Raw genomic sequence first — 20,757 nt, 5'->3', positions numbered from 1 at the left:
ACTTAGTAAAAGTTTACTTAAGCCTCAAAACTGTTTAGTACAAACTTTGCGCCATCATTAAGGCCAAGCGCCTCAACTAGTACTGGTAGAGCATCGGCCAAATGTTTTTCAAGCGTCCATGGGGGATTAATCACAAACATCCCGCTTGCTTGAAGGCGACGCTCCCCAGGCGCATTTTCAACCCGTAATTCAGTGTGCAACCAAGATCGTTGATGCGCAGCAGCTATTTTCTTCATGCGATCAGGTAGGGCAGCAGATTCTCTTCTGGTGAGAATTGGATACCAAACAGCATAGCAGCCTGTAGCAAATCGCTGCAATGCTTCTTCTAAAGCGACTTCTAAGTAGCGATAGTCTTGTTTATCTTCGTATGAAGGATCAATTAGGACTAGACCGCGTCGACTCGGCGGCGGCACTAATCCCTTGAGTCTGGCAAAGCTATCTTCTGCATACACATCAATTTGCTTTGCTTGCGGTAGCTGTTGAATGTTATGACGCAGGATATCAATTTCTTTAGGGTGCAACTCAAATAATTTGAGGCGATCTTGTGGGCGCAGTAGTCGAGCGAGAATAAATGGGGATCCAGGATATACCGACAAATTTCCATCAGCATTTTCTGCGTGGATACACTCTGCATATTTTTCAATAGAGCTCGCAAGAGGTGTTCCTGATTTTTTGCAGGACTCGACATATTGCACTAAACGAAAAATACCACCTTGTGACTCATTGCTTACTTTTGCAAAGCCATCCTCTAGGTTATATATTCCAGCACCTGCATGGGTATCAACAATAGTGAGTGCCCCTGGCTTTTCTTGTAAATACTCAAGTAGATGCACCAAGGTTAAATGCTTCAGTATGTCGGCATGACTGCCTGCATGAAATGCATGTCGATAGCTAAACATCGATTTATTGAGTCTTGACGAATTGGGCTTTGATGAAAAATATCAAAGTAAGACCAATAATGGCAATAGATGCATATTGCAATGGTAGATTTAGCTCGAGATCCATTATCTGTGTGAGATGTACATAAATAGAAAGGGCGCCTGCAATGGCGATTAAACGCGGCCAAATTTTGTTAGGCACTAATTGGGCATCAGAAATATGCTGACCTAAAGCGGCCCCTATTAAACCGCACCACATGCCCACGCCTGCACCGGCAAGTACATCGGTAAGCCAATGGGCACCGACTGCGCTTCGAGAAAGACCAATCAGACAAGCAAAGACAAAAATCAGCAGCATAGGTCGACGTTTATCATTATCAATTGAAAAGTAGATTGCAGTACTTACGGCAAAAGCAGTCAAGGTATGTCCTGAAGGAAGGGCTCTATGCAGTAAGGGTTCGCCTATTCGATAAAAACTACCATCCAATAAGATGCCTGCAGGTCTCGGTAAGTCGAAAAAAGATTTTAAGGAGGTACTGGCTATTGCAGCAACTGCGCCAGCAAATATACCTGAGCTTAGTAAACGCGGTGCTAGCAACAGCAAGGGAAAAGCCATTGCAAAAACCCCCCAACCATTGCCAAAGAAGGTGAGCCATGCCCAGAAGGTATCAGGAAGTAATTGAGTAAAGCGATTGATGAAGATAAAGCTAGAACTTTGAACTTCACCAAAATAAATGGCGCTAGCAAGAGCAATGGGCAGTAATGGAATAAGCCAAACTAGTGTCGGAATTGCTTTTTTGCCCATTCCGCTTAACGGCCCTTTGCTTTATCGGCAGCTTCTAATTGATGGCTTACTTTATCCATAACCTGGGTAACTGTAATGGCTTGCATACAGACATTATCTTGACAAGGGGTCTTGCGATGGTTGGCAGCACTCACACAAGGGGAGCACGCAAGATTGGCTGTGATTGCAATAGAGTTGCCTATTGATCCGTATAAGGCAGGAGTTTCAGGGCCAAAGAGAACAACAGTTCTTAGAGGTGTCACTGCGGAAAAATGTCCTGGCCCTGAGTCATTGGTCACCATAACATCGGACAGAGTGTAGAGGGGAGGTAACTCTGCAAAGCTTACTTGCCCTGCAAAATTCAGTGCATTTTTAACATTCGCAACGGAGCGAACTTTTTCAACATAGTTGATTTCAGCAGGTGAGCCGGTGATCAAAATCAAATCTTGTGGATAGCGCTGATGAATCGCTTGAATCAGCTCAGAGAAGCGCTGTTGCGCCCAACGTCGTTGCGGCAATAAATCGCTGGCATTCGGATTGATTAAGATTAATCGCTGAGTTCCGGGGGTGAAGGCAATACCAGCATCTGTTGCAAGTTTTTCAATTCTTTGACGTACTGTCTCCAAAGCGCTGGGATTAATTACGGCTTGCTCAAGGCGCACTTCAGAATCTGGAATTTGAATTTTGCTAAATGGCACTTCAATTTCAGTTGCAAATGCCGCATGAATTAAAGATAAAAAGTTCTTGGTAATGTGAATATGCGGGTTGTAATGTACTTTGCGTGTCAGCATAAAGCCGCGCCATAGTCCCTCACCGTGGAAGATGTGATAGCCCACTCGGCGTCTAGCCCCACAAAGGCCAGTCAGAATGGCTGTGAAGCGTGAAAATAGCTCTAAGTCAATTACAGTATCAATACGATGGCGTCGCGCTAATACTAAAAAGCTGAGGGTATCCTTAATCAAGCCACCTATACTAGAGGAATCAATCGTAAAAATATTTTCTGGCTTTACCGTATTCAATAGAGTCAAGCTAGCGCGATTACTTTTAAAAATCAAAAAGTAGAGTTCTGCACCACGTGCTTGTGCATTGCGCATAGCAGGATCAACTAGGATGGCGCTGCCCATCTCTGATAATTCAATAAAGAGTAATTTTTTTGGTTTATGAGTATCACTACTGAAGATATTTTTAATGCCATCGACCAGTGCTACCACTGGGCTAATTAGGGCGCATAAGGGCACTCCAACCCAGTGATCAATCGCCCGCATTGTATTGACGCTAATTGCCATATTTTTTGCTTTAAAGATTATTTACGTTTTAGTAAAAAGTATGCGCCAGGCAATACAGAGATTACGGTGATCGCTCCAAAGCTAATGGAAGCTAAAACAGTGATAGATTGATTTACACCCCACAATGCTAAGACTGAGGATAGGGTGGCTTCACGCAAGCCCCAACCAGAAATACTAATAGGAAGCATCAGCAATAAACTTAAGGCTGGTAAACCGATCATTAACCCTGCAATTGGAGCAATGACACCATAGGCTCTGAGGCAGCAGAAGAAGGTAAAGATTAAAAGGCAGTGAATCGCAATGGCATAGCATGCTTGCCCGATGTTATACGGCCAAGAAAAAGCAATTTTTATTCCCGGTAGGGCGCCACTCATCTGAAAGCGCTCCAGAATCTTTTTCAGTAAGTTAAATGTCGGTGTGATGGCAAGGCCCAGAGCGATCAAAAGACCTACGGCAATCATGACGCCAGTGACCAGGTAGCCTAAATCTTGACCCCATGCCGCTAATGTTGCGCCACCAATGATCAAGCCAATTCCACCAAGGAGATTGTTGCCCGCTAATCCAAGTAGACGATCTACTAGAACCATTGCAAAACTTAAACGCAAGCGTGGAGTGGCATGCTCAAGATCTACCGAGTGGTGCAATTCTTCATCTAAATCTTTTTTGCCTGTTACAGAGCCAGTCTTATCTAAATGGGTGGCAGTAATAGCACGATAGCTATCACCACCCAAGGTGCTAGGTAAACCCTGGTTAACTAATGCGCCGGTAAAGTACAGCAAGATGTAATTTCGAAGGCGACCTTGAAACCCGGATTTGCGCATGAGAATTGCCCAGCGAAGTCCGCCACAAAGACATGCAGTGGTTGCGCTCACGAGGGCAGCCAAAAACCACCAAGGCTCCATCTGGATTTCAGATTCAAAAATGGCGTGCCAATCAATTCCGCTAGTTGCTTTCCATAAAAGGCCAATTGACAACAAAATCCGGATTGTGGGCCAAGCGCGTTTGAGGGCTGATTTCCACCCAGAAGTGGGTTTTGGGGTTGACTCTGAATGTAAGCTCATAGGCATAAGGATAATGCCTAGCGCGTATAAGCCCTTGAATTTGGTGAATTAGTCTGCCAAACCGCCGTCTTGCCAGTTGCTGCAAAGACTAAAGTCAAATTTGGATAAATTTTGACCAAAATGCCTAATTTCTAGGCTATCTAAGGGTTGGCAGGCTTCAAAAGCCTGCTTAGGCCCTATAGGCGCTGTGAAAGGCATGCCTGACCAGCTCACCAGCACGAGATTTGCACCCTTAGGGAGTTTGCCAAACCAAAGGTCAAATTGATCTTGACGCTGATCTAAAACGAATACGGGGATGGGTTTTGAATACCAAGCCGCTCTGCTGCCCAGAGTCCAGTTTTGGACTGCTATTCCATCAGCATTCGTACCTCGCGCCAGTTCTGCCGCTTTTGCGCCAGCAGCTTTCCAGCCGTATAGATCGGCTATCGGATTCGATTTGACGGCTGAAGTTTGGATACCACCAGATAGTACGTATGCAAAACCAATCAAACATAGAGCGATCTGCGTGAGAAATAAAATACGAATGAGTTGTCGATGACCCAATGACCAAGCTTTTGCAAGACCAATGCCGGCAAAGGGCGCCAAACAAAACCATGCTGGTGTTGTCCAGTGTGGCAATCCACCACCACCCGAAAGGCTGGCAAAGATGACAAAGGGAATAAAAAAGAATCCCAATAGGGCGAGAAGAGAAAATTTACTCGCACGAATAAAGTTCAGTACAAATTGAATGCCACCCAAAATCAGCAAAGGGCCAAAGACTAGCAATTGAAGTAAAAGAAATAAACCAAGACCCCGCCAGAGCCATACCCCGCCACCACCATGGGCAATTTGGTATTTAAATGAAATCCAATCATGAGTCCAGTTCCAATAGAGTACCGGGCTAATCAGGATCAATGCCACTAAAGCGGCTAACCAAAAACCGATCTGTGTGAGCCATGGTTTTTTTGGCAAGCTTAGAAATACAAACAATAGTGCTACAGCGGTAAAGGCAGCGGTGTATTTACTCAGACCTGCAAGACCCAGTAAGGCGCCTAAGATGAGCCACTCCCCTAAGCTAAAGGTGTGTGATCGCAACCACCGCAATGCCATCCAAAGAATACCCAGGCTGAGTGGCGCCAAGATGGTGTCTGGCAGTAAACCAATAGCCAGCACATGCGGCATGGGTGCGGCAATGATCGCTAGCACGGCTAATAAGCCGCATAAGTTTGCTGAAGGTAATGCTGTGGTGAGGTAGCCCGTGTTGCGACTTTGTATGAGGTGGTGCAACTCAACCGTTACCTGATAAACCAGAATGCATGCAATGATCCAGAGGAATTCTGGGACGATACGGATGAGGCCCTCGGAAGAGGTGACTGCAACCAAAGGCCATTGAATCCAGCCTACGAGAGGAGGATGATCAAAATAACTCCACGCAAGATGCTGGGCATACAAAGCGTAGTGCGCTTCATCTACAGAAAATTCGATAGCAAAGCCAAGTGCAAAATGCACCATGGCAGCGAGGCAGATGCTAATTGCGGCCCAGGTGGAGGGTGATTGATGGCGCATAAAATAGATTTTAGACTCACTTAGTCAATTCTTTGGGACAATCGCCTCATGCATCTCAATCGAGCCTTTTTTCCTCTTGTTTTTTTAGTTGCAGCCCTTACTGGATGTGCGGGTTTTGGTGGTGGTTCGATTCAAGATGAGTATGGTCAGGCAGTCAATATGGATCAAGTACCAACTCAAGAGGACTTGCCTAGATTTTCTAACCAGACCGCTCGCGAAGGTATGCCAGGTGGTTGGCATTTCTATCGAATTGCTCCTAATAAAAAGAATACGGTTTATCGCCTGGAGAACTATCAAGGTAGGACCGTACTCAGTGCGAATTCAAAAACCTCCGCCTCAGGTTTGGCTGTGAAGCTAAAGCCGAGAGCAGCACAAAATTTATGGCTAAAGTGGGAATGGAAGGCAACCTCTCCAATAGCAGCAGCTGATAATACTGAGCGTATTCATGACGATGCGCCGCTCCGAATTTTGGTGGCTTTTGATGGCAATAAATCCAAACTGACGCTAAAAGAGAAGATGACTTTTGAGATGGCCAATCTCATTAGCGGTCAAGAATTGCCTTATGCAACACTCATGTATATCTGGTCAGGTAAATCCCCGATCAATGCAGTTTTAGATAATCCCCATACTTCTCGTATCAAAATGATTGTGGTTGATTCGGGGTGGGATCGATTGGGACAATGGCATGTACATCAACGTGATCTTGCCGCAGATTATCAGAGCGCTTATGGTGAAGTACCTGGAGAGGTAATTGGCATTGCCTTGCTGACAGACACTGATAATACAAAATCAGAAACGAAAGCCTTCTATGGCGATATTGAATTGATCCGTAAACCCCAAAAGTAAAGTTAGATTTTAGAAGGGCGCCAACGTTTTAGCAGAAGCGCATTACTGAGTACGCAAAAACTTGAGAGAGCCATTGCACTTCCTGCCAGCATTGGCGACAGAAATCCAAGCGCTGCCAATGGAATACCTGTTGTATTAAAAGCGAAGGCCCAAAATAAATTTTGCCTAATTTTGTTCCAAGTTTTCTTGGAGATATCAATTGCATCTGCCACTAGTTCAGGATCCCCTCGCATGAGGGTAATACCAGCAGCTTGCATCGCCACATCAGTTCCGGTGGACATTGCCATACCGACATCAGCTGCAGCCAAGGCAGGCGCATCATTCACGCCATCGCCCACCATCGCCACCCAATGGCGCCGACCATCTGTTTTAGTCTCCTGTAGATCACGAATAATCTGAGCTTTATCGCCAGGCAGAATTTGAGCGAACACTTTATCAACGCCAAGGAGTTTTCCAACGCGTGATGCAGCTGCTTGGTTGTCACCTGACAGCATGACAGCGCGGATATTGAATTTGTGAAGTGTGCTAATAGCTGCTTTAGCACTTACTTTAAGTTCATCTCCAAAACCAAATACAGCGAGTGGCAATGGAGAGGGGTCAACTCTCATGAGTACGGAAACTGTTTGACCTGCTTCGAAACAAGGCTGCACCTTTTCTAAAATAGCGGCAATATGCGAACTAGCTTCAAGGGAAGCAACGCTTTGAAGGCATAGTTTTTGATTTGCCCAAGTCCCACTGCTGGGACTACCTTCAATGCCGATGCCAGCTATGGCTTTGCTAGAGGCAGGTGTAATTGGGGTGATTGCCCGGTCCTTTGCTGCATCTAATAAAGCCTTCGCCAAAGGGTGCTCACTACCTAACTGCAAACCTGCAGCACTAGCAAGGATTTCATCAGGATTCATCCCGGCCTCAAAAGGCGTGAGCGTAAGCATTCTGGGCTTGCCAAGGGTCAGAGTCCCTGTCTTATCAAAGGCCACAATGTTGAGGCGATGGGCTTGTTCTAGAACCTGTGGATCTTTGATCAAGATACCAAAGCGGGCTGCGACACCTGTGCCTGCCATGATGGCGGCTGGTGTTGCTAAACCTAAGGCACAAGGGCAGGCAATCACCAATACCGATACAGCGCGCAAGATGGCGATAGATGCTGAATCTAAATAAAACCAATTTACTAATCCAGTAATGAGGGCAATCAGAATGACAGTAGGGACAAAAATGGCGCTTACTTGATCAACTAATTTTTGAATGGGTGCTTTTTGAGTTTGGGCATCCTCCACTAGAGAAATGATTTTAGAAAGTACGCTTTCTACTCCCACTGCTTGTGCTTCGATTACGAGTACACCTTCACCATTGAGTGAGCCGCCGATGAGCAAATCCCCAACTTGTTTTTTGACTGCTTCACTTTCTCCAGTGAGTAATGATTCGTCTACATGACTTTTGCCTAATAAGATCAGGCCATCCACTGGAATGCGCTCTCCTGGCAAAACCAATACACGATCTTTAGGAAATACTTGTTCTAAAGGAAGGTCGCGATATTGATCAAGCGCTGATGTTTCTGAGATAGTGATTTGAGAATCTAAGACTTTCGCATGCTCCGGCCAAAGTTTTTGTAATGCTCGAATGGCTTCGCTGGTTTGTTGTTTAGCTCGCGCCTCAAGCCACTTGCCAAGCAGTACCATGCAAATGATGACAGCTGAGCCCTCGAAGTAGAGTTCATGGCTAGCATGTGGTGAGTTCCACATGAGATAGAGGCTTAGGCCATAGGCCGCGCTTGTTCCCAGGGCCACTAAGAGATCCATATTGCCAACCCCAGACATGAGGGATTTAAAACCGGCCCTATAAAACCGCCATCCTAAAAAGAATTGAACGGGGGTAGCAAGTAAGAGCTGCCATTTAGGGGAAAGCGCCCAATGAATTCCAAACGGCATGAGGAACATGGGTACAAAGAGCGGGGCGGATAAAGCAAAACCCAGTAAAACGCGACCGAGGCCATCAGAGCCCCAAAACTGTTTGCTGCTAGAAATAATCTGAGGCCCGTGAGGCTGGCTTAATTTAGCCTCGTACCCCGTCTTTTGCACTTGAGCAATCACCTCCTCAATCCGAGTTCCACTACCTGCTTTAAGCCGTATCCTGGCCTGCTCTGTAGCTAAATTGACGGTGGCAGCCTCAATTCCGGGAACTTTATCAAGCGCTTTCTCAACTCTCCCCACGCAGGATGCACAGGTCATACCGCCTATGTCCAGAGTAAATAATTCAGAATTGCTATCTATTGGGTTGCTCATATAGAAGATAATCTACTTCATACGAAACAATTTCAATATCTAGGGGTTGCCATGTTGAGTCTAAAAGTGTCTGGAATGACTTGTGGAGGTTGTATCAACGCCGTTACTAGGGCAGTTCAGTCGCAGGATCCTCAGGCTAAGGTTCAAGCAGACTTAGCTACCCAGACAGTGAATCTAGAGACCTCGCTGTCACCAGAGCAAGCTAGCCAGCTCATAACAGATGCTGGATTTCCCGTTTTAGCCTAATGCCTTGATCCCTGGTTCAATTGATATCGCATTTGAAGTATCCAGTCGCAGGGTTGTTAATCCCCTGTGAGCAAAGTTTCTCTTGTGCGTTTAATCTACCTACTAACTTATTATTTGAAATAACTAACAAAATAACTATTCAACTCCCTTAGAGGGAAGTTGTTCTTAGGAGAATGAAGTGGCAGTTACTGTTGATGCGGTTCAAGAGACATTAAAAACTTTGGTTGATCCCAATACCAAAATGGATTACGTGGCAGCTAAAAACGTAAAAAATATACGTGTTGAAGATGGCGATATTTCCTTGGACATTGTTTTGGGATATCCCGCCAAGAGTCAATTTGATAGCGTACGTAAATCTGTGATCAATGCATTGCGTGAATTGCCCGGCGTAAAAAATGTCAGCGTGAATGTCAGTAGCCAAATAGTTGCTCATGCGGTTCAGCGGGGCGTGAAATTACTTCCAGGCGTGAAAAATATTATTGCCGTAGCCAGTGGTAAAGGTGGGGTTGGTAAATCAACTACAGCAGTAAATTTAGCCTTGGCCCTTGCCGCGGAAGGCGCGCAAGTAGGTATTTTGGACGCGGATATTTATGGTCCAAGTCAACCAATGATGTTAGGTATTACGGGTCGTCCTGAATCAGTTGAAGAAAACACCATTGAACCAATGGAAGGCCATGGTCTTCAGGCGAGTTCGATTGGGTTTTTGATTGAGGAAGACGCGCCCATGGTTTGGCGAGGCCCCATGGTCACTTCTGCTCTAGAGCAATTACTCCGTCAAACACGTTGGCGTGACTTGGATTACTTGGTGGTAGATATGCCCCCTGGTACTGGTGATATCCAGTTAACCCTATCGCAAAAGGTTCCTGTGACTGGATCCGTGATTGTGACTACACCTCAGGATATTGCCTTGCTCGATGCGCGTAAGGGCTTAAAAATGTTTGAGAAGGTAGGGGTGCCCATCATTGGCATTATTGAAAACATGAGCACGTATGTTTGTACTCAATGCGGTCATGAAGAACATATTTTTGGCTCAGGCGGTGGTGAAAAAATGTGTAAAGAATATGGCGTAGATTTTTTAGGGGCACTGCCGCTCAATTTATCTATACGGGAGCAGGCGGATGCTGGACGTCCTACTGTAATTGCTGACCCTGATGGGGCAATTAGCGTCATTTATAAGAACATCGCTAGACAAGTTGCCATTCGTGTAGCTAATCTAGCAAAAGATATGAGTAGCAAGTTCCCTAATATTGTGATTCAAAATACCTAAGCCTGTAAAAGCTACAATGTGCAAAAAGATCTGCTCAAGAATTATTCAGCTAGCTCTTGATGTAAGTAGCATTTAGCAGCGCTTGTTTGGGGATCGGCAAAGAAAGGACCTGCGGGTCCTTTCTCTTTTATTTCTCCATGATCAATAAAGAGAATGTATTGAGCTAGCCTCTGTACTTGAGCTAATTGATGTGAGGAAAAAATAACATCCGAGCCATCGGCACCCAGATCACGCACAATATTCTCGACTTGCTCAGTAGTGTTGGGATCAAGATTGGCAGTGGGCTCATCTAGCAAAACTAGATTGGGCTTTTGAAGAATGGCTCGACCAAGGCAAAGCTTTTGTCTCTCGCCGGCAGATAACTTCTGAGCAGGGCTTGAAGCCAGCTGACTTAGGCCAACTCTCTCTAACACGAGATCAATCTCAGCTGATGTGATTAAAGGGTATGCATCTTGAATCATTGCAATATTAGTCTTGGTAGAGGCTTTAATCATGGGTGTGTGATGCAGCACCAAGGCGGTATTGTTATCAAACGAATAACTTACCGAGCCAGAATCTGGAACGATTAATCCATCTAAAACTTTTAGTAAGGTTGTTTTACCTGCGCCATTGGGTCCAATGCAGGCCGTAATTCTGTCGGCCGGGATAATCGCATGAGGAATATTTAGAATGATCCTGCCATTGCTTTTGACAATGACATCTTTTAACTCAATGTATTTATCAAATTGTTCGATGGACTTATCCATAGCGTTTCTCCGCAACTTGACGAACGACAAAGATAAAGAGGTTGGCTAAAAGCACAATCCCTAATAAAACGATACCCAAGGCTAAAGCCAGAGGTAAATCACCTTTGCTAGTTTCGAGGGCAATGGCAGTGGTCATGGTGCGAGTGGATCGATCAATATTGCCGCCAACAATCATGACGGCACCCACCTCGGAGATTGCTCTAGCTAGACCTGCAAGAACGGCGATAGTGAGGGAGAAACGGCAGTCCCAGATAAGCCATTTCAGGCGAGATAGAGGAGGCAATCTTAAGCTTAAAAAGGAGTCGCGATGGATACGCCACGAATCCTCTAGGATTTGACGGCTTAGCGCGGCTATTAAGGGGGTTGTTAGCAGGGTTTGAGCTACGATCATGCCCTTGGGTGTAAAAAGCCATCCCCAGGCGCCTAAAGGCCCTGATCGGGATAGCATGAGATACACCAGGACCCCAATAATGACGGTAGGTACCCCCATCAAGGTGTTAAGAGCAATGATGGTGGTCTTTTTGCCCTTGAATTCCTCTGTTGCCAGAAGGGCTCCAATAGGTAGGCCTAACACAGTGCCAAAAAATAGCGCACTCAGGCTGACCTGAAGAGATACCATCACAATGCCCATTACTCCACCATCCAGATGGGTGAGTAAGGCAATAGCTTCTTGAAAAGTGCTCAACATGCGCTTGATTCTATCAAGGGGATGGCAAAATGGACTTTGTGAATGATTTAACCTTAATTTAGACCTATGGCCGAAGTAATTTGCCTCTGTAACTCAGTGTTTGACGAAGATCTTCGCGAATATCTGGATGCCAACCCAATCAACTCAATTGATGAGTTGCGTGAACAGGCTGCCATTTGCAATAAATGTATGCAGTGTCAAGAATTGGTTGAAGGGGAGATTTACTTGGCTCGCGTGAGACGTCAAAGTGCGTCAGGGCAGTTTTGATGAGTTTGGAAAAAGGCAATCGCTTTACCGTGATGAGCATGAATGTCCACAAAGGACTTTCTCCACTACATCGACATTCCACTATTTATCAGCTACGTCAAAATATGCGTAGCCACCATCCGGATCTTTTGTTTTTACAAGAGCTTCAACAAGAACATCGAGGCAGGATACGGCGATTTGGGCAGTGGCCCTTAACGGAGCTAACCCATTTCTTATCTGAGGATTTTTGGCACCATTGGCACTACGGTAAGAATGTGGAATATCCTGCCGGACATCATGGCAACGCCATTCTTTCTAAGCATCCTTTGCAGAAAGGTCAAAACTACGATATTTCTGCATACCGATTTGAGCGCCGAGGGCTCCTACACAGCGTTACGCAATTAGAAGGTATTCAAAAGCCAATTCATTGTTTTTGTGTGCACTTGGCTTTATTTGAGCGTGGAAGAGAGCGGCAGCTAGAAGAAATTATTCGCTACATTGCAGAGCTCGCGCAAGAGGGGCCCACTATTGTGGCTGGCGACTTTAATGATTGGCGCAATCGAGTCAGTGGTCCGATGCGTGCTGCTGGATTTAATGAGGTTTTCGAAACCTTGACCGGCGCGCCTGCCAAAACATTTCCTAGTGTGAAGCCTATCTTGGCAATGGATCGCATTTATGTACGAGGTTTGAAAATTCATTCTGCACAAATTTTGCATGAATGGATGGGGCTTTCAGATCATCTTGGGATTTCTGCTGAATTGGAGTTTTAATGAATGACCTTTTAAATCTATTTATACATTCAACTTTTGATATGAAATTGAATGGACTCCTCTTATTTCATTTTTTACTAGTAACTTATTTTATCGGTGTCATTATTTCTGTAAGAAGACCAGTTGGCGTTGCCTTTGCTTGGATCTTTATTGTCATGACATTTCCAGTGGTCGGAATCAGCCTCTATGTATTGATAGGTGAGCGTCCAGTAGGTCGTAAGTTAACGCGAAAAATTATTCGCATGAATCGTGAGTATGAAAAGATCACTGAGGATATGCGGATTATGTATGCTGGGGATAGGCTGAAGCTACCAATCGAAGCTCGCTCATTTAGTCTTTTGGCGGAATCAAATAATGGTACACCTGTAGTCGCTGGAAATAAGGTGGAATTGCATACCAATTCATTGCAAATACTGCAGCTCTTCATTGATGAGATTAATCAGGCAAAAGAAAGTCTTCATCTTGAATTCTATATTTGGGCCTTAGGCGGTGATGCAGATCGAGTTGGCGAAGCACTCATTGCAGCTTCTAAACGGGGTGTTGAATGCAAGGTATTGTTAGACTCTTTGGGTAGTAGTGCCTGGTTTAAATCTCGTTGGCCAGCACGTTTTCGTAATGCCGGAATACAAGTAACTGAGGCTTTGCCTATTCAGATTGGGCGTTTTCAGTTTCGCCGCGCCGATTTACGTTTACATCGCAAGATATTTATCATTGATAACGCTGTTGTATGGACAGGCAGCATGAATTTGGTTGATCCACGCACATTTAAGCAAGATTCCGGAGTGGGTGAGTGGGTTGATGCCATGGTTCGAGTTGAGGGTCCAATTGCGACACAGTTTGAGCTGACATTCGCTTTTGACTGGAGTGTTGATAATCCGAGTATTACCCATTTTCGAGACCAGAAGCCTCGAAAAGCGCCTCATGAGGGTGGAGTCATTGCACAGGAGCTTGCATCAGGCCCCGTATATCGTGACGATATTTTGTATCAAGTGATGTTGTCGGCGATTATTGATGCAGAAGAAGAGTTGACAATCACTACTCCTTACTTTGGCCCGGATGATGGACTAATGCAGGCGCTCATGGCGACTGCTAGACGTGGAGTGAAGGTCACTTTAATTGTGCCTAAATTAAACGATTCAAAACTGGTTGCCTGGAGTAGTAGAAGTTATTACGCAGATCTTTTGAATTCAGGTGTGTGTATTGCTGAGTTTCATGGTGGCCTTCTGCATACCAAGAGCTTGCTAGTCGATCAAAAGGCAGCCATCTTTGGTTCAGTAAATTTTGATCAGCGTAGCTTACGTCTCAACTTTGAAATTAGTTTGATCGTATATGACGAAGTATTTTGTGCCGGCCTTGAAAAACTAGTGGAATCTTACATTGCCCAATCCAACTTTGTAGATCCTAAGGCATGGGCAAAGCGTCCTAAATGGCAACACTATTTAGAGAATGCAGCCCACCTGACATCGCCGCTGCTCTAAATCGCTCCACTGGCGCGCATGCTGCCGATTTCAGATTCAGCTAAGCCAAGCTCTTTCAGGATGGCATCGGTATGTTGACCGACAGATGGAATGGGATCCATCCGATATTCATAAGTATCGTTGAGTCCAGGCGGTAGTAGGGCAGCAATCTGACCATTCGGAGTACCAACTTCCGTCCAGCGCTTGCGCGCCTTCAACTGCTCGTGTTTCCACAAGCCTTCCATGTCATTCAGATGAGCGTTAGCGATCTGCGCTTTTTCTAATCGTGCAATCAGTTGCTCAGAGGTGAGCTTAGCAAAACAGGAGTTAATAATCTCTAGTAACTCCCCACGCTTTTCATTACGTTTGAAATTTTTATCAAAACGCTCATCCTTAGCAAGCGCTGTGTTTTCGAGAACGATCTCACAGAATTGCACCCACTCACGTTCGTTTTGAAGACCCAACATCACCGTTTTGCCGTCACCTGCCACAAAGGGGCCGTATGGATAAATCGTGGCATGCGATGCGCCATTTCTGGAGGGTGGGTTAGCACCTTTGTAGGCGTAGTACATGGGGAAGCTCATCCACTCACTCAAGGCTTCCAGCATGGAAATATCAATGACTGTGCCTTTGCCTGTTTTACCTCTTTGTAATAGCGCAGCCAGTATGTTGGTATAGGCATACATGCCTGCAGCAATATCGGCAATCGAGTTGCCAGCTTTACTTGGTGTTTCAGGGGTGCCTGTAATCGATAGAAAGCCTGCTTCACTCTGAATTAAAAGGTCATAGGCTTTTTTGTCACGATAAGGGCCATCATTGCCATAGCCCGAGATCGCGCAGAGAATCAAACCAGGGTTGTCTTTTTGTAAAGCCTCGGCTGTCAGACCCATACGCGCTGCTGCACCTGGGGCCAAATTTTGAATAAAGACATCCGCAGTCTTTAATAGTTGCTTTAATACTGCGATCGCTGAATCTTGTTTGAGATCGAGAGTCAAACTTTCTTTAGAGCGATTGACCCAAACAAAGTGAGAAGAGAGCCCATCTACTTGTGTGTCATATCCTCTGGCAAAGTCACCGCCTCCAGGACGCTCAATTTTAATGATACGGGCGCCCAAGTCGGCTAACTGACGGGTACAAAATGGTGCTGCAATTACATGCTCAAGTGCGACAACAGTAATTCCATCTAAAGGGCGAATGCTCATAGGGGGCAATCAAAAAGACCTAGGTAGACCAAGAATATGCTCGGCAACATAAGAGTAAATGAGGTTGGTAGAGATAGGAGCCACTTGATACAAGCGGGTTTCTCTAAATTTGCGCTCTACGTCATACTCATTAGCAAACCCAAAGCCACCATGGGTCTGCAGACAAACATTGGCTGCCTCCCAAGATGCTTTCGCTGCTAAATATTTCGACATATTTGCTTCTGGACCGCAGGGCTGCTGATTATCAAATAGTTCACATGCCCTAAAGCGCATTAAATTTGCTGCTTCAGTTTCAATATAACTATCCGCGATAGGAAATTGAATGCCTTGATTTTTACCAATAGGGCGATCAAACACGACACGGTCATTTGCATAACGTCGGGCACGATCAATGAACCAATAGGCATCCCCAATACATTCGGCTGCAATCAATACGCGTTCAGCATTTAAGCCATCCAAAATATATTTAAATCCTTGACCCTCTTCGCCGATGAGATTCTCGGCAGGGATTTCAAGATTGTCAAAGAAGACCTCATTGGTTTCATGATTCACCATATTGGCAATAGGTCTTACTTCCATGCCATGGCCAATGGCATCTTTAAGGTTAACGATAAAAATCGACATACCTTCGGATTTACGCTTCACTTCACTTAATGGTGTGGTGCGCGCCAACAAAATCATGAGGTCTGAATGTTGAATGCGAGAAATCCATACCTTTTGACCATTGATAATATATTTATCACCCTTTTTCACGGCAGTCGTTTTGAGCTTAGTGGTATCGGTGCCGGTTGTCGGTTCTGTGACTGCCATACTTTGCAGGCGTAATTCACCGGTAGCAATTTTAGGTAAATACATTTTCTTTTGAATATCTGACCCGTGACGCAATAGAGTGCCCATGTTGTACATCTGCCCATGGCATGAGCCTGAGTTACCGCCTGAAAAGTTGATTTCTTCCATGATGACGGAGGCCTCGGCCAGGCCTAAGCCAGAGCCACCATATTCCTCTGGAATCAGTGCTGCCAGCCACCCAGCCTCAGTCATTGCCGTTACGAAGGCCTCTGGATAGCCGCGCTCATGGTCAATTTTTTGCCAATAAGCAGAGTCATATCGATTACAAAGGTCGCGCAGCGCTTCGCGCATATCTTGGAATTGGTCTTCCTTAGGGATTGGGTGATTCATCGTTGTCTCAGATAGTAGGTTTATAGTTGTTTTCTTATATAGGCAATAGTTTAAGCAAGATTTGAAAATCCGTGAAAATAGTGAAAAGAAGCGGAAAATCCCCTCAAATATTCTTTAAGGATATTAGCTAGACCATGGAAAAAAATCACCACCAGATTCTTGCAGGAATCAAAGTATTGGAGCTGGGACAGCTGATTGCTGGACCATTTGCCTCTAAAACACTGGCCGATTTTGGGGCTGAAGTCATTAAAGTTGAATCACCAAAAGATGGTGACCCTCTACGTAAGTGGCGCATGCTACATATGGGCACCTCGGTATGGTGGCAGGCCCAGTCTCGTAATAAGCAGTCTGTCTGTTTGGACCTCCGCGTGAAGGAAGGTCAAGATATTGCGCGTCAGTTAGCGCTTGAGGCGGATGTCGTGATCGAAAATTTTAGACCTGGCACCTTAGAAAAATGGGGCTTAGGCTGGGAAGAGTTGCATCAAGCAAATCCGAAGATGATTATGTTGCGTATCTCTGGTTATGGACAAGATGGGCCGAGACGTGATGAGCCAGGGTTTGCAGCGATTGGTGAAGCTATGGCTGGCCTACGTCATATCACCGGGCACCCTAATCAGATACCCGTAAGAGCAGGGGTGTCACTGGGAGATACGATTGCAGGACTTCATGGGGCCCTTGGCGTATTGTTGGCTTTATATGAGCGCGATGCCCGAGGCGGAGAAGGTCAAATGATTGATGTTGCTTTGTATGAAGCAGTCTTCAATCTGACAGAGAGTTTGTTGCCAGAGTACTCTGCATTTGGCGCAATACGTCAACCAGCAGGAGGTGCATTGCCTGGGATTGCACCGTCAAATGCTTATCGCTGCAAAAACGGTGAATATGTCTTGATTGCAGGTAATGGCGACTCTATTTATAAGCGTTTAATGACATTAATTGGAAGAACAGATTTGGGTGAGGATCCTGATCTCGAGCGCAATGATGGCCGCGCAAAGCGTGTGGAAGAAATTGATGCTGCCATTAATGCATGGACTGGTAGCTTGTCGATTGATGAAGTTCTGAAAGCGCTTGTGATCGCTCAAGTGCCATCTGGAAAAATCTATACCGCTAAAGATATTGCTGAAGATCCTCATTATCATGCGCGTGGAGTGATTGAAACCATTGAAGGTGCAGATGGTCTCAAAGTACAAGTGCCCGGAATCATTCCCAAGCTCTCCCAAAATCCTGGGGCGATTCGCTATCGTGCACCCACTTTGGGGGAGCATACAAATAAAGTGCTGCAAGAGGCTGGCCTCACTGAAGAACAAATCACGCTCTTAAAAAAATCAGGAGTGCTCGCTTAATGGAGCAAATATTCGGGCATTTTTTTGCCTGGTTTGGATTGCCCTCTGTAGGTTTGCCAGCAGTATTTATCAGCGCCTTTATTTCTGCAACGCTCATTCCGATTGGCTCAGAACCAATTCTATTTGGCTATATAACAATCAATCCTCACCTGTATTGGATTGCAATCTTGATAGCTACCATTGGTAATACCTGCGGCGGAATGCTGGATTGGTGGCTTGGCATTATTAGCCGTAATAGTTTTGAATCGCTTAAGGGCCCTACCCATAGTCGTATGCAGGCTTGGTTGGAAGCGCGGGGCCCTAAAATGCTGCTGCTTTCATGGTTACCCGGCTTTGGAGATCCCCTCTGTTTTGCCGCAGGCTGGTTACGCCTAGCCTGGGCACCATGTTTAATCTACATGTTCTTCGGAAAATTATTGCGCTATCTCACGATGACTTGGTTGTTAACCTTGGTCCCCGAAAGCTTTTGGCATCAATTAGGACATTGGCTTCGTATTATCTAAACAGCACAATATTTTTGTTGAATCTCATCGTTGTTGAGGAGATTTTGCGCTGTATCTTGAAATACGATTTCTCCTTGATCCAATATGTAAGCTCTATCTGAAATCTTGAGAGCTTGCTGTACATTTTGTTCTACCAAAAGAATCGTTAAACCCTTTTGCTTTAATTTAGCAAAGAGTTCAAACATTTCTTCAACAAGAACAGGCATGATTCCCTCGGAGGGTTCATCTAGCAGAATGACTTTCGGTTTGCCAATCATTGCCCTTGCAATCGCAAGCATCTGTTGCTCGCCACCCGACATTGAAGTGCCATCCTGATTTAATCGCTCTTTGAGTCGCGGGAAGGTTTCAGCAATCTCATCTACTAGCACATTCATATCGCCACGATTTTTTTGAGCGATTACCCCTAGCTCAAGATTTTCTTTTACGGTTAAGCCTGGAACGATGCGTCGATCTTCTGGGACATACGCTAAGCCTAGGTGAAAGCGCGAATGTGCAGGCATATCTAAGAATGATGTGCCATCGATTGAAGCAGAACCTTGACGCTTTGATAGCAGCCCCATCAGCGAGCGAAGGGTGGTGGTTTTACCTGCACCATTACGACCCATCAAGGTTACGATTTCTCCTTTATTTACCTCTAGAGAAACACCTTGTAATACATGGCTCCGGTCATACCAGGCGTTTAAATTTTCAATACGCAACATAGATTTCTTTCAATTAACCTTGACCAAGATACACGCGACGTACTTCAGCATTATTTTGAATATCCTCAGGCGTGCCTTCAGCTAAAAACTCACCATGGTGCAGAACGATGATGCGTTTACATAAACCCATAATGAGCTTCATTTTGTGTTCTACCAAAATGACTGTGCGTTCATTAGCCAGGGTACGAATCAGATCCATCATGACTAAGGTTTCTTCGGGAGACATACCAGCAGTGGGTTCATCCAATAGAAGTAGGCTTGGATTGCAGGCCAAGGCCATCGCAATCTCAAGGGCTCTTTGTTGGCCATGTGCTAAATCACCTGTCTTTTTATTGCGAAGATGCTCCATATTGACTCGCCGGAGCAGTTCATCTGCAATCTCGATGGGCTGGGGATAACTTTGGGCATTACGTAAGAAGTTATAGCGGGCCGTTTCCATCTGGGCAGCTACACGAACATTCTCGTGAACGGTGAGTTGCTTAAACACATTCGTAATCTGAAAGCTTTTAGAGATTCCAATGCGGGCAAATTCATGTTGCTGCATGCCGGTAATATCTTTGCCATTAAAAAGAATTTCACCGCTAGTGGGAGGAAATGCGCCGCTCAACACATTAAAGAAAGTGCTTTTGCCGGCACCATTTGGGCCAATAATGGCGGTAAGTGTGCCTGGCATAAAACTGGTCGATACGTTTTGCAGAGCCTTGAACTTGCCGAAGCTTTTGCTGACCTTGCGCGCCTCAAGAATGGGGGTGTTGTTATGAGCGCTATTCATTATTTTGTATCCTGCGCAATTTGAAGCTTACTTAAAATAGTTCCCCAAATACCCTTAGGGAAGAACAGCACAAAGAACATAAACACGACGCCAATCACTGCCATCCAGTGCTTCGTGAAAGTGGTTACGATATCTTCAAGGTACAGCATGACAGCTGCACCAACAAAGGGGCCAAAGAAGGTACCCATGCCACCCAGGATGCTCATCATAATGGCCTGTCCTGATTGCAAATAATGCAATGAGTCAATGGGAACAATAGAAAGGTGCAAGGCACGCAAGGTGCCTGCTAAACCGCAAATGGCTGCTGATAGGACAAAGACGAGCAATTTGGTACGTGCTACATCAAAGCCACATGCAGAAGCACGTTTTTCATTTTCCCGAATTGCTTCCATCACCGCACCAAGAGGGGAGTTGAGAATTCGTGAAATAAACCAAATGGCAATCACTACAAAAAAGAGAATGATGTAGTACTTCACTAGTGGATTTAAAAAGTCTACTGGGATGCCTAGGATATTGAAGGTGTCTACTCGAACACCTCTTAAGCCATTTTCTCCGCCTGTCAAACTCTCAGCCTTGTAAAAAATGTAATACATAATTTGACCCAGGGCGAGGGTGACCATTGAAAAATAAATACCGCGAGTCCGAATGGCTAAGAAGCCCATGATCAAGCCGCCGATAGCAGCTCCAATGACGCCTATGATGATGGCTGCACCCCACGGAAGTCCGTAATGCACGATGCTAATACCTGCTAGATAGCTACCTATTCCTAAAAAGGCAGCGTGACCAAACGAAAGTAGGCCCATGTAACCAAATAGCAAATTGAAGCCCATGGCGAATAGACCAAATATCAAAATATTGATCGCTAATGCCTCGTAGGGCATGATGAACGGAAAGATTGCCAAAAATAGTGTGCTCGCTAATACGCGATGGCGTGCAATGAGTTGAAAGTAAGTATTCATGT

At 45.3% G+C, this 20,757-nt stretch carries 21 protein-coding genes; 8 read left to right on the top strand and 13 right to left on the bottom strand.

All coding sequences use genetic code 11. The features are described 5' to 3' along the window. Positions 1–17 precede the first annotated feature (17 nt). Genes ICN41_RS01195 through ICN41_RS01175 form a run of 5 tightly spaced genes read right to left on the bottom strand, consistent with a single transcriptional unit; the run spans position 18 to position 5,554 of the window. Positions 18–899, bottom strand: a complete 882-nt coding sequence (locus ICN41_RS01195; RefSeq protein WP_216290986.1) for a 23S rRNA (adenine(2030)-N(6))-methyltransferase RlmJ — start codon at positions 897–899, stop codon at positions 18–20. 4 nt (positions 900–903) lie between these two features. Then, positions 904–1,683: a phosphatase PAP2 family protein gene (locus ICN41_RS01190; protein WP_216290985.1), complete on the bottom strand. Its 780-nt coding sequence runs from the start codon at positions 1,681–1,683 to the stop codon at positions 904–906. A gap of 5 nt (positions 1,684–1,688) precedes the next feature. Next, positions 1,689–2,948 carry a glycosyltransferase family 9 protein gene (locus tag ICN41_RS01185; protein ID WP_216290984.1) on the bottom strand — a complete coding sequence of 420 codons (1,260 nt, stop codon included), beginning with the start codon at positions 2,946–2,948 and terminating at the stop codon, positions 1,689–1,691. Between the two features lie 17 nt (positions 2,949–2,965). Beyond that, positions 2,966–4,015, bottom strand: coding sequence for a lysylphosphatidylglycerol synthase transmembrane domain-containing protein (locus ICN41_RS01180; RefSeq protein WP_255537835.1), 1,050 nt, complete (start codon positions 4,013–4,015; stop codon positions 2,966–2,968). Positions 4,016–4,057: 42 nt separating this feature from the next. After that, a complete protein-coding gene (locus tag ICN41_RS01175) occupies positions 4,058–5,554 on the bottom strand; it encodes a glycosyltransferase family 39 protein (RefSeq protein ID WP_216290983.1) in 1,497 nt (498 codons plus the stop codon). A 48-nt stretch (positions 5,555–5,602) separates the two neighbouring features. Between ICN41_RS01175 and ICN41_RS01170 the strand changes: the two genes are divergently transcribed. Then, complete coding sequence (locus ICN41_RS01170; protein WP_216290982.1) at positions 5,603–6,400, top strand: DUF3047 domain-containing protein; 798 nt, start codon at positions 5,603–5,605, stop codon at positions 6,398–6,400. Between the two features lie 2 nt (positions 6,401–6,402). Here the strand turns inward: ICN41_RS01170 and ICN41_RS01165 are convergent, their stop codons facing one another. Continuing rightward, complete coding sequence (locus ICN41_RS01165) at positions 6,403–8,679, bottom strand: cation-translocating P-type ATPase (protein WP_216290981.1); 2,277 nt, start codon at positions 8,677–8,679, stop codon at positions 6,403–6,405. 51 nt (positions 8,680–8,730) lie between these two features. Between ICN41_RS01165 and ICN41_RS01160 the strand changes: the two genes are divergently transcribed. Both ICN41_RS01160 and apbC read left to right on the top strand, forming a co-directional pair. Continuing rightward, positions 8,731–8,925: a heavy-metal-associated domain-containing protein gene (locus tag ICN41_RS01160; protein WP_216290980.1), complete on the top strand. Its 195-nt coding sequence runs from the start codon at positions 8,731–8,733 to the stop codon at positions 8,923–8,925. A gap of 178 nt (positions 8,926–9,103) precedes the next feature. Beyond that, entirely contained in the window at positions 9,104–10,192 is a 1,089-nt protein-coding gene (gene apbC / locus ICN41_RS01155) for an iron-sulfur cluster carrier protein ApbC (RefSeq protein ID WP_216290979.1), read from the top strand. 41 nt (positions 10,193–10,233) lie between these two features. Here the strand turns inward: apbC and ICN41_RS01150 are convergent, their stop codons facing one another. Both ICN41_RS01150 and ICN41_RS01145 read right to left on the bottom strand, forming a co-directional pair. Next, entirely contained in the window at positions 10,234–10,938 is a 705-nt protein-coding gene (locus ICN41_RS01150) for an ATP-binding cassette domain-containing protein (protein WP_216290978.1), read from the bottom strand. Then, positions 10,931–11,626 (bottom strand): ABC transporter permease, encoded by a 696-nt coding sequence (locus ICN41_RS01145; protein ID WP_216290977.1) that lies wholly within the window; start codon positions 11,624–11,626, stop codon positions 10,931–10,933. Before ICN41_RS01145 ends, ICN41_RS01150 begins: the two co-directional genes overlap by 8 nt. 66 nt (positions 11,627–11,692) lie before the next feature. On the opposite strand from ICN41_RS01145, the gene ICN41_RS01140 reads away from it, so the two are divergent. Genes ICN41_RS01140 through cls form a run of 3 tightly spaced genes read left to right on the top strand, consistent with a single transcriptional unit; the run spans position 11,693 to position 14,120 of the window. Continuing rightward, the gene (locus ICN41_RS01140) at positions 11,693–11,893 is read left to right on the top strand and encodes a (2Fe-2S)-binding protein (RefSeq protein WP_216290976.1); all 201 of its coding nucleotides are present in this window, start codon (positions 11,693–11,695) and stop codon (positions 11,891–11,893) included. After that, positions 11,893–12,642, top strand: a complete 750-nt coding sequence (locus tag ICN41_RS01135; protein WP_216290975.1) for an endonuclease/exonuclease/phosphatase family protein — start codon at positions 11,893–11,895, stop codon at positions 12,640–12,642. Before ICN41_RS01140 ends, ICN41_RS01135 begins: the two co-directional genes overlap by 1 nt. Further along, the gene (gene cls / locus ICN41_RS01130; RefSeq protein WP_216290974.1) at positions 12,642–14,120 is read left to right on the top strand and encodes a cardiolipin synthase; all 1,479 of its coding nucleotides are present in this window, start codon (positions 12,642–12,644) and stop codon (positions 14,118–14,120) included. Before ICN41_RS01135 ends, cls begins: the two co-directional genes overlap by 1 nt. Here the strand turns inward: cls and ICN41_RS01125 are convergent. Together ICN41_RS01125 and ICN41_RS01120 are read right to left on the bottom strand one after the other, a co-directional pair. Beyond that, positions 14,117–15,301, bottom strand: coding sequence for a CaiB/BaiF CoA-transferase family protein (locus ICN41_RS01125; protein WP_216290973.1), 1,185 nt, complete (start codon positions 15,299–15,301; stop codon positions 14,117–14,119). The two genes, cls and ICN41_RS01125, sit on opposite strands and share 4 nt — an antisense overlap. Positions 15,302–15,310: 9 nt before the next feature. Then, entirely contained in the window at positions 15,311–16,480 is a 1,170-nt protein-coding gene (locus ICN41_RS01120) for an acyl-CoA dehydrogenase family protein (protein WP_216290972.1), read from the bottom strand. Between the two features lie 134 nt (positions 16,481–16,614). Between ICN41_RS01120 and ICN41_RS01115 the strand changes: the two genes are divergently transcribed. Then, entirely contained in the window at positions 16,615–17,820 is a 1,206-nt protein-coding gene (locus tag ICN41_RS01115) for a CaiB/BaiF CoA-transferase family protein (RefSeq protein ID WP_216290971.1), read from the top strand. Beyond that, positions 17,820–18,323, top strand: coding sequence for a YqaA family protein (locus ICN41_RS01110; protein ID WP_216290970.1), 504 nt, complete (start codon positions 17,820–17,822; stop codon positions 18,321–18,323). The genes ICN41_RS01115 and ICN41_RS01110 overlap by 1 nt, the downstream gene beginning before the upstream one ends. Here ICN41_RS01110 and ICN41_RS01105 read toward each other — a convergent pair. Genes ICN41_RS01105 through ICN41_RS01095 form a run of 3 tightly spaced genes read right to left on the bottom strand, consistent with a single transcriptional unit; the run spans position 18,320 to position 20,755 of the window. Beyond that, entirely contained in the window at positions 18,320–19,024 is a 705-nt protein-coding gene (locus ICN41_RS01105) for an ABC transporter ATP-binding protein (RefSeq protein WP_216290969.1), read from the bottom strand. The genes ICN41_RS01110 and ICN41_RS01105 overlap by 4 nt on opposite strands. A 13-nt stretch (positions 19,025–19,037) precedes the next feature. Continuing rightward, positions 19,038–19,796, bottom strand: a complete 759-nt coding sequence (locus ICN41_RS01100) for an ABC transporter ATP-binding protein (protein WP_216290968.1) — start codon at positions 19,794–19,796, stop codon at positions 19,038–19,040. Further along, on the bottom strand, positions 19,796–20,755 hold the full coding sequence (locus tag ICN41_RS01095) for a branched-chain amino acid ABC transporter permease (protein ID WP_216290967.1): 960 nt from the start codon (positions 20,753–20,755) through the stop codon (positions 19,796–19,798). The genes ICN41_RS01100 and ICN41_RS01095 overlap by 1 nt, the downstream gene beginning before the upstream one ends. Between the last annotated feature and the right edge of the window lie 2 nt (positions 20,756–20,757).

The organism is Polynucleobacter sp. 15G-AUS-farblos, from assembly GCF_018882445.1.
Classification (GTDB): domain Bacteria; phylum Pseudomonadota; class Gammaproteobacteria; order Burkholderiales; family Burkholderiaceae; genus Polynucleobacter.
Note: the sequence above shows the minus strand (reverse complement) of the source record. Positions and strands in the feature narration are given on the sequence as shown.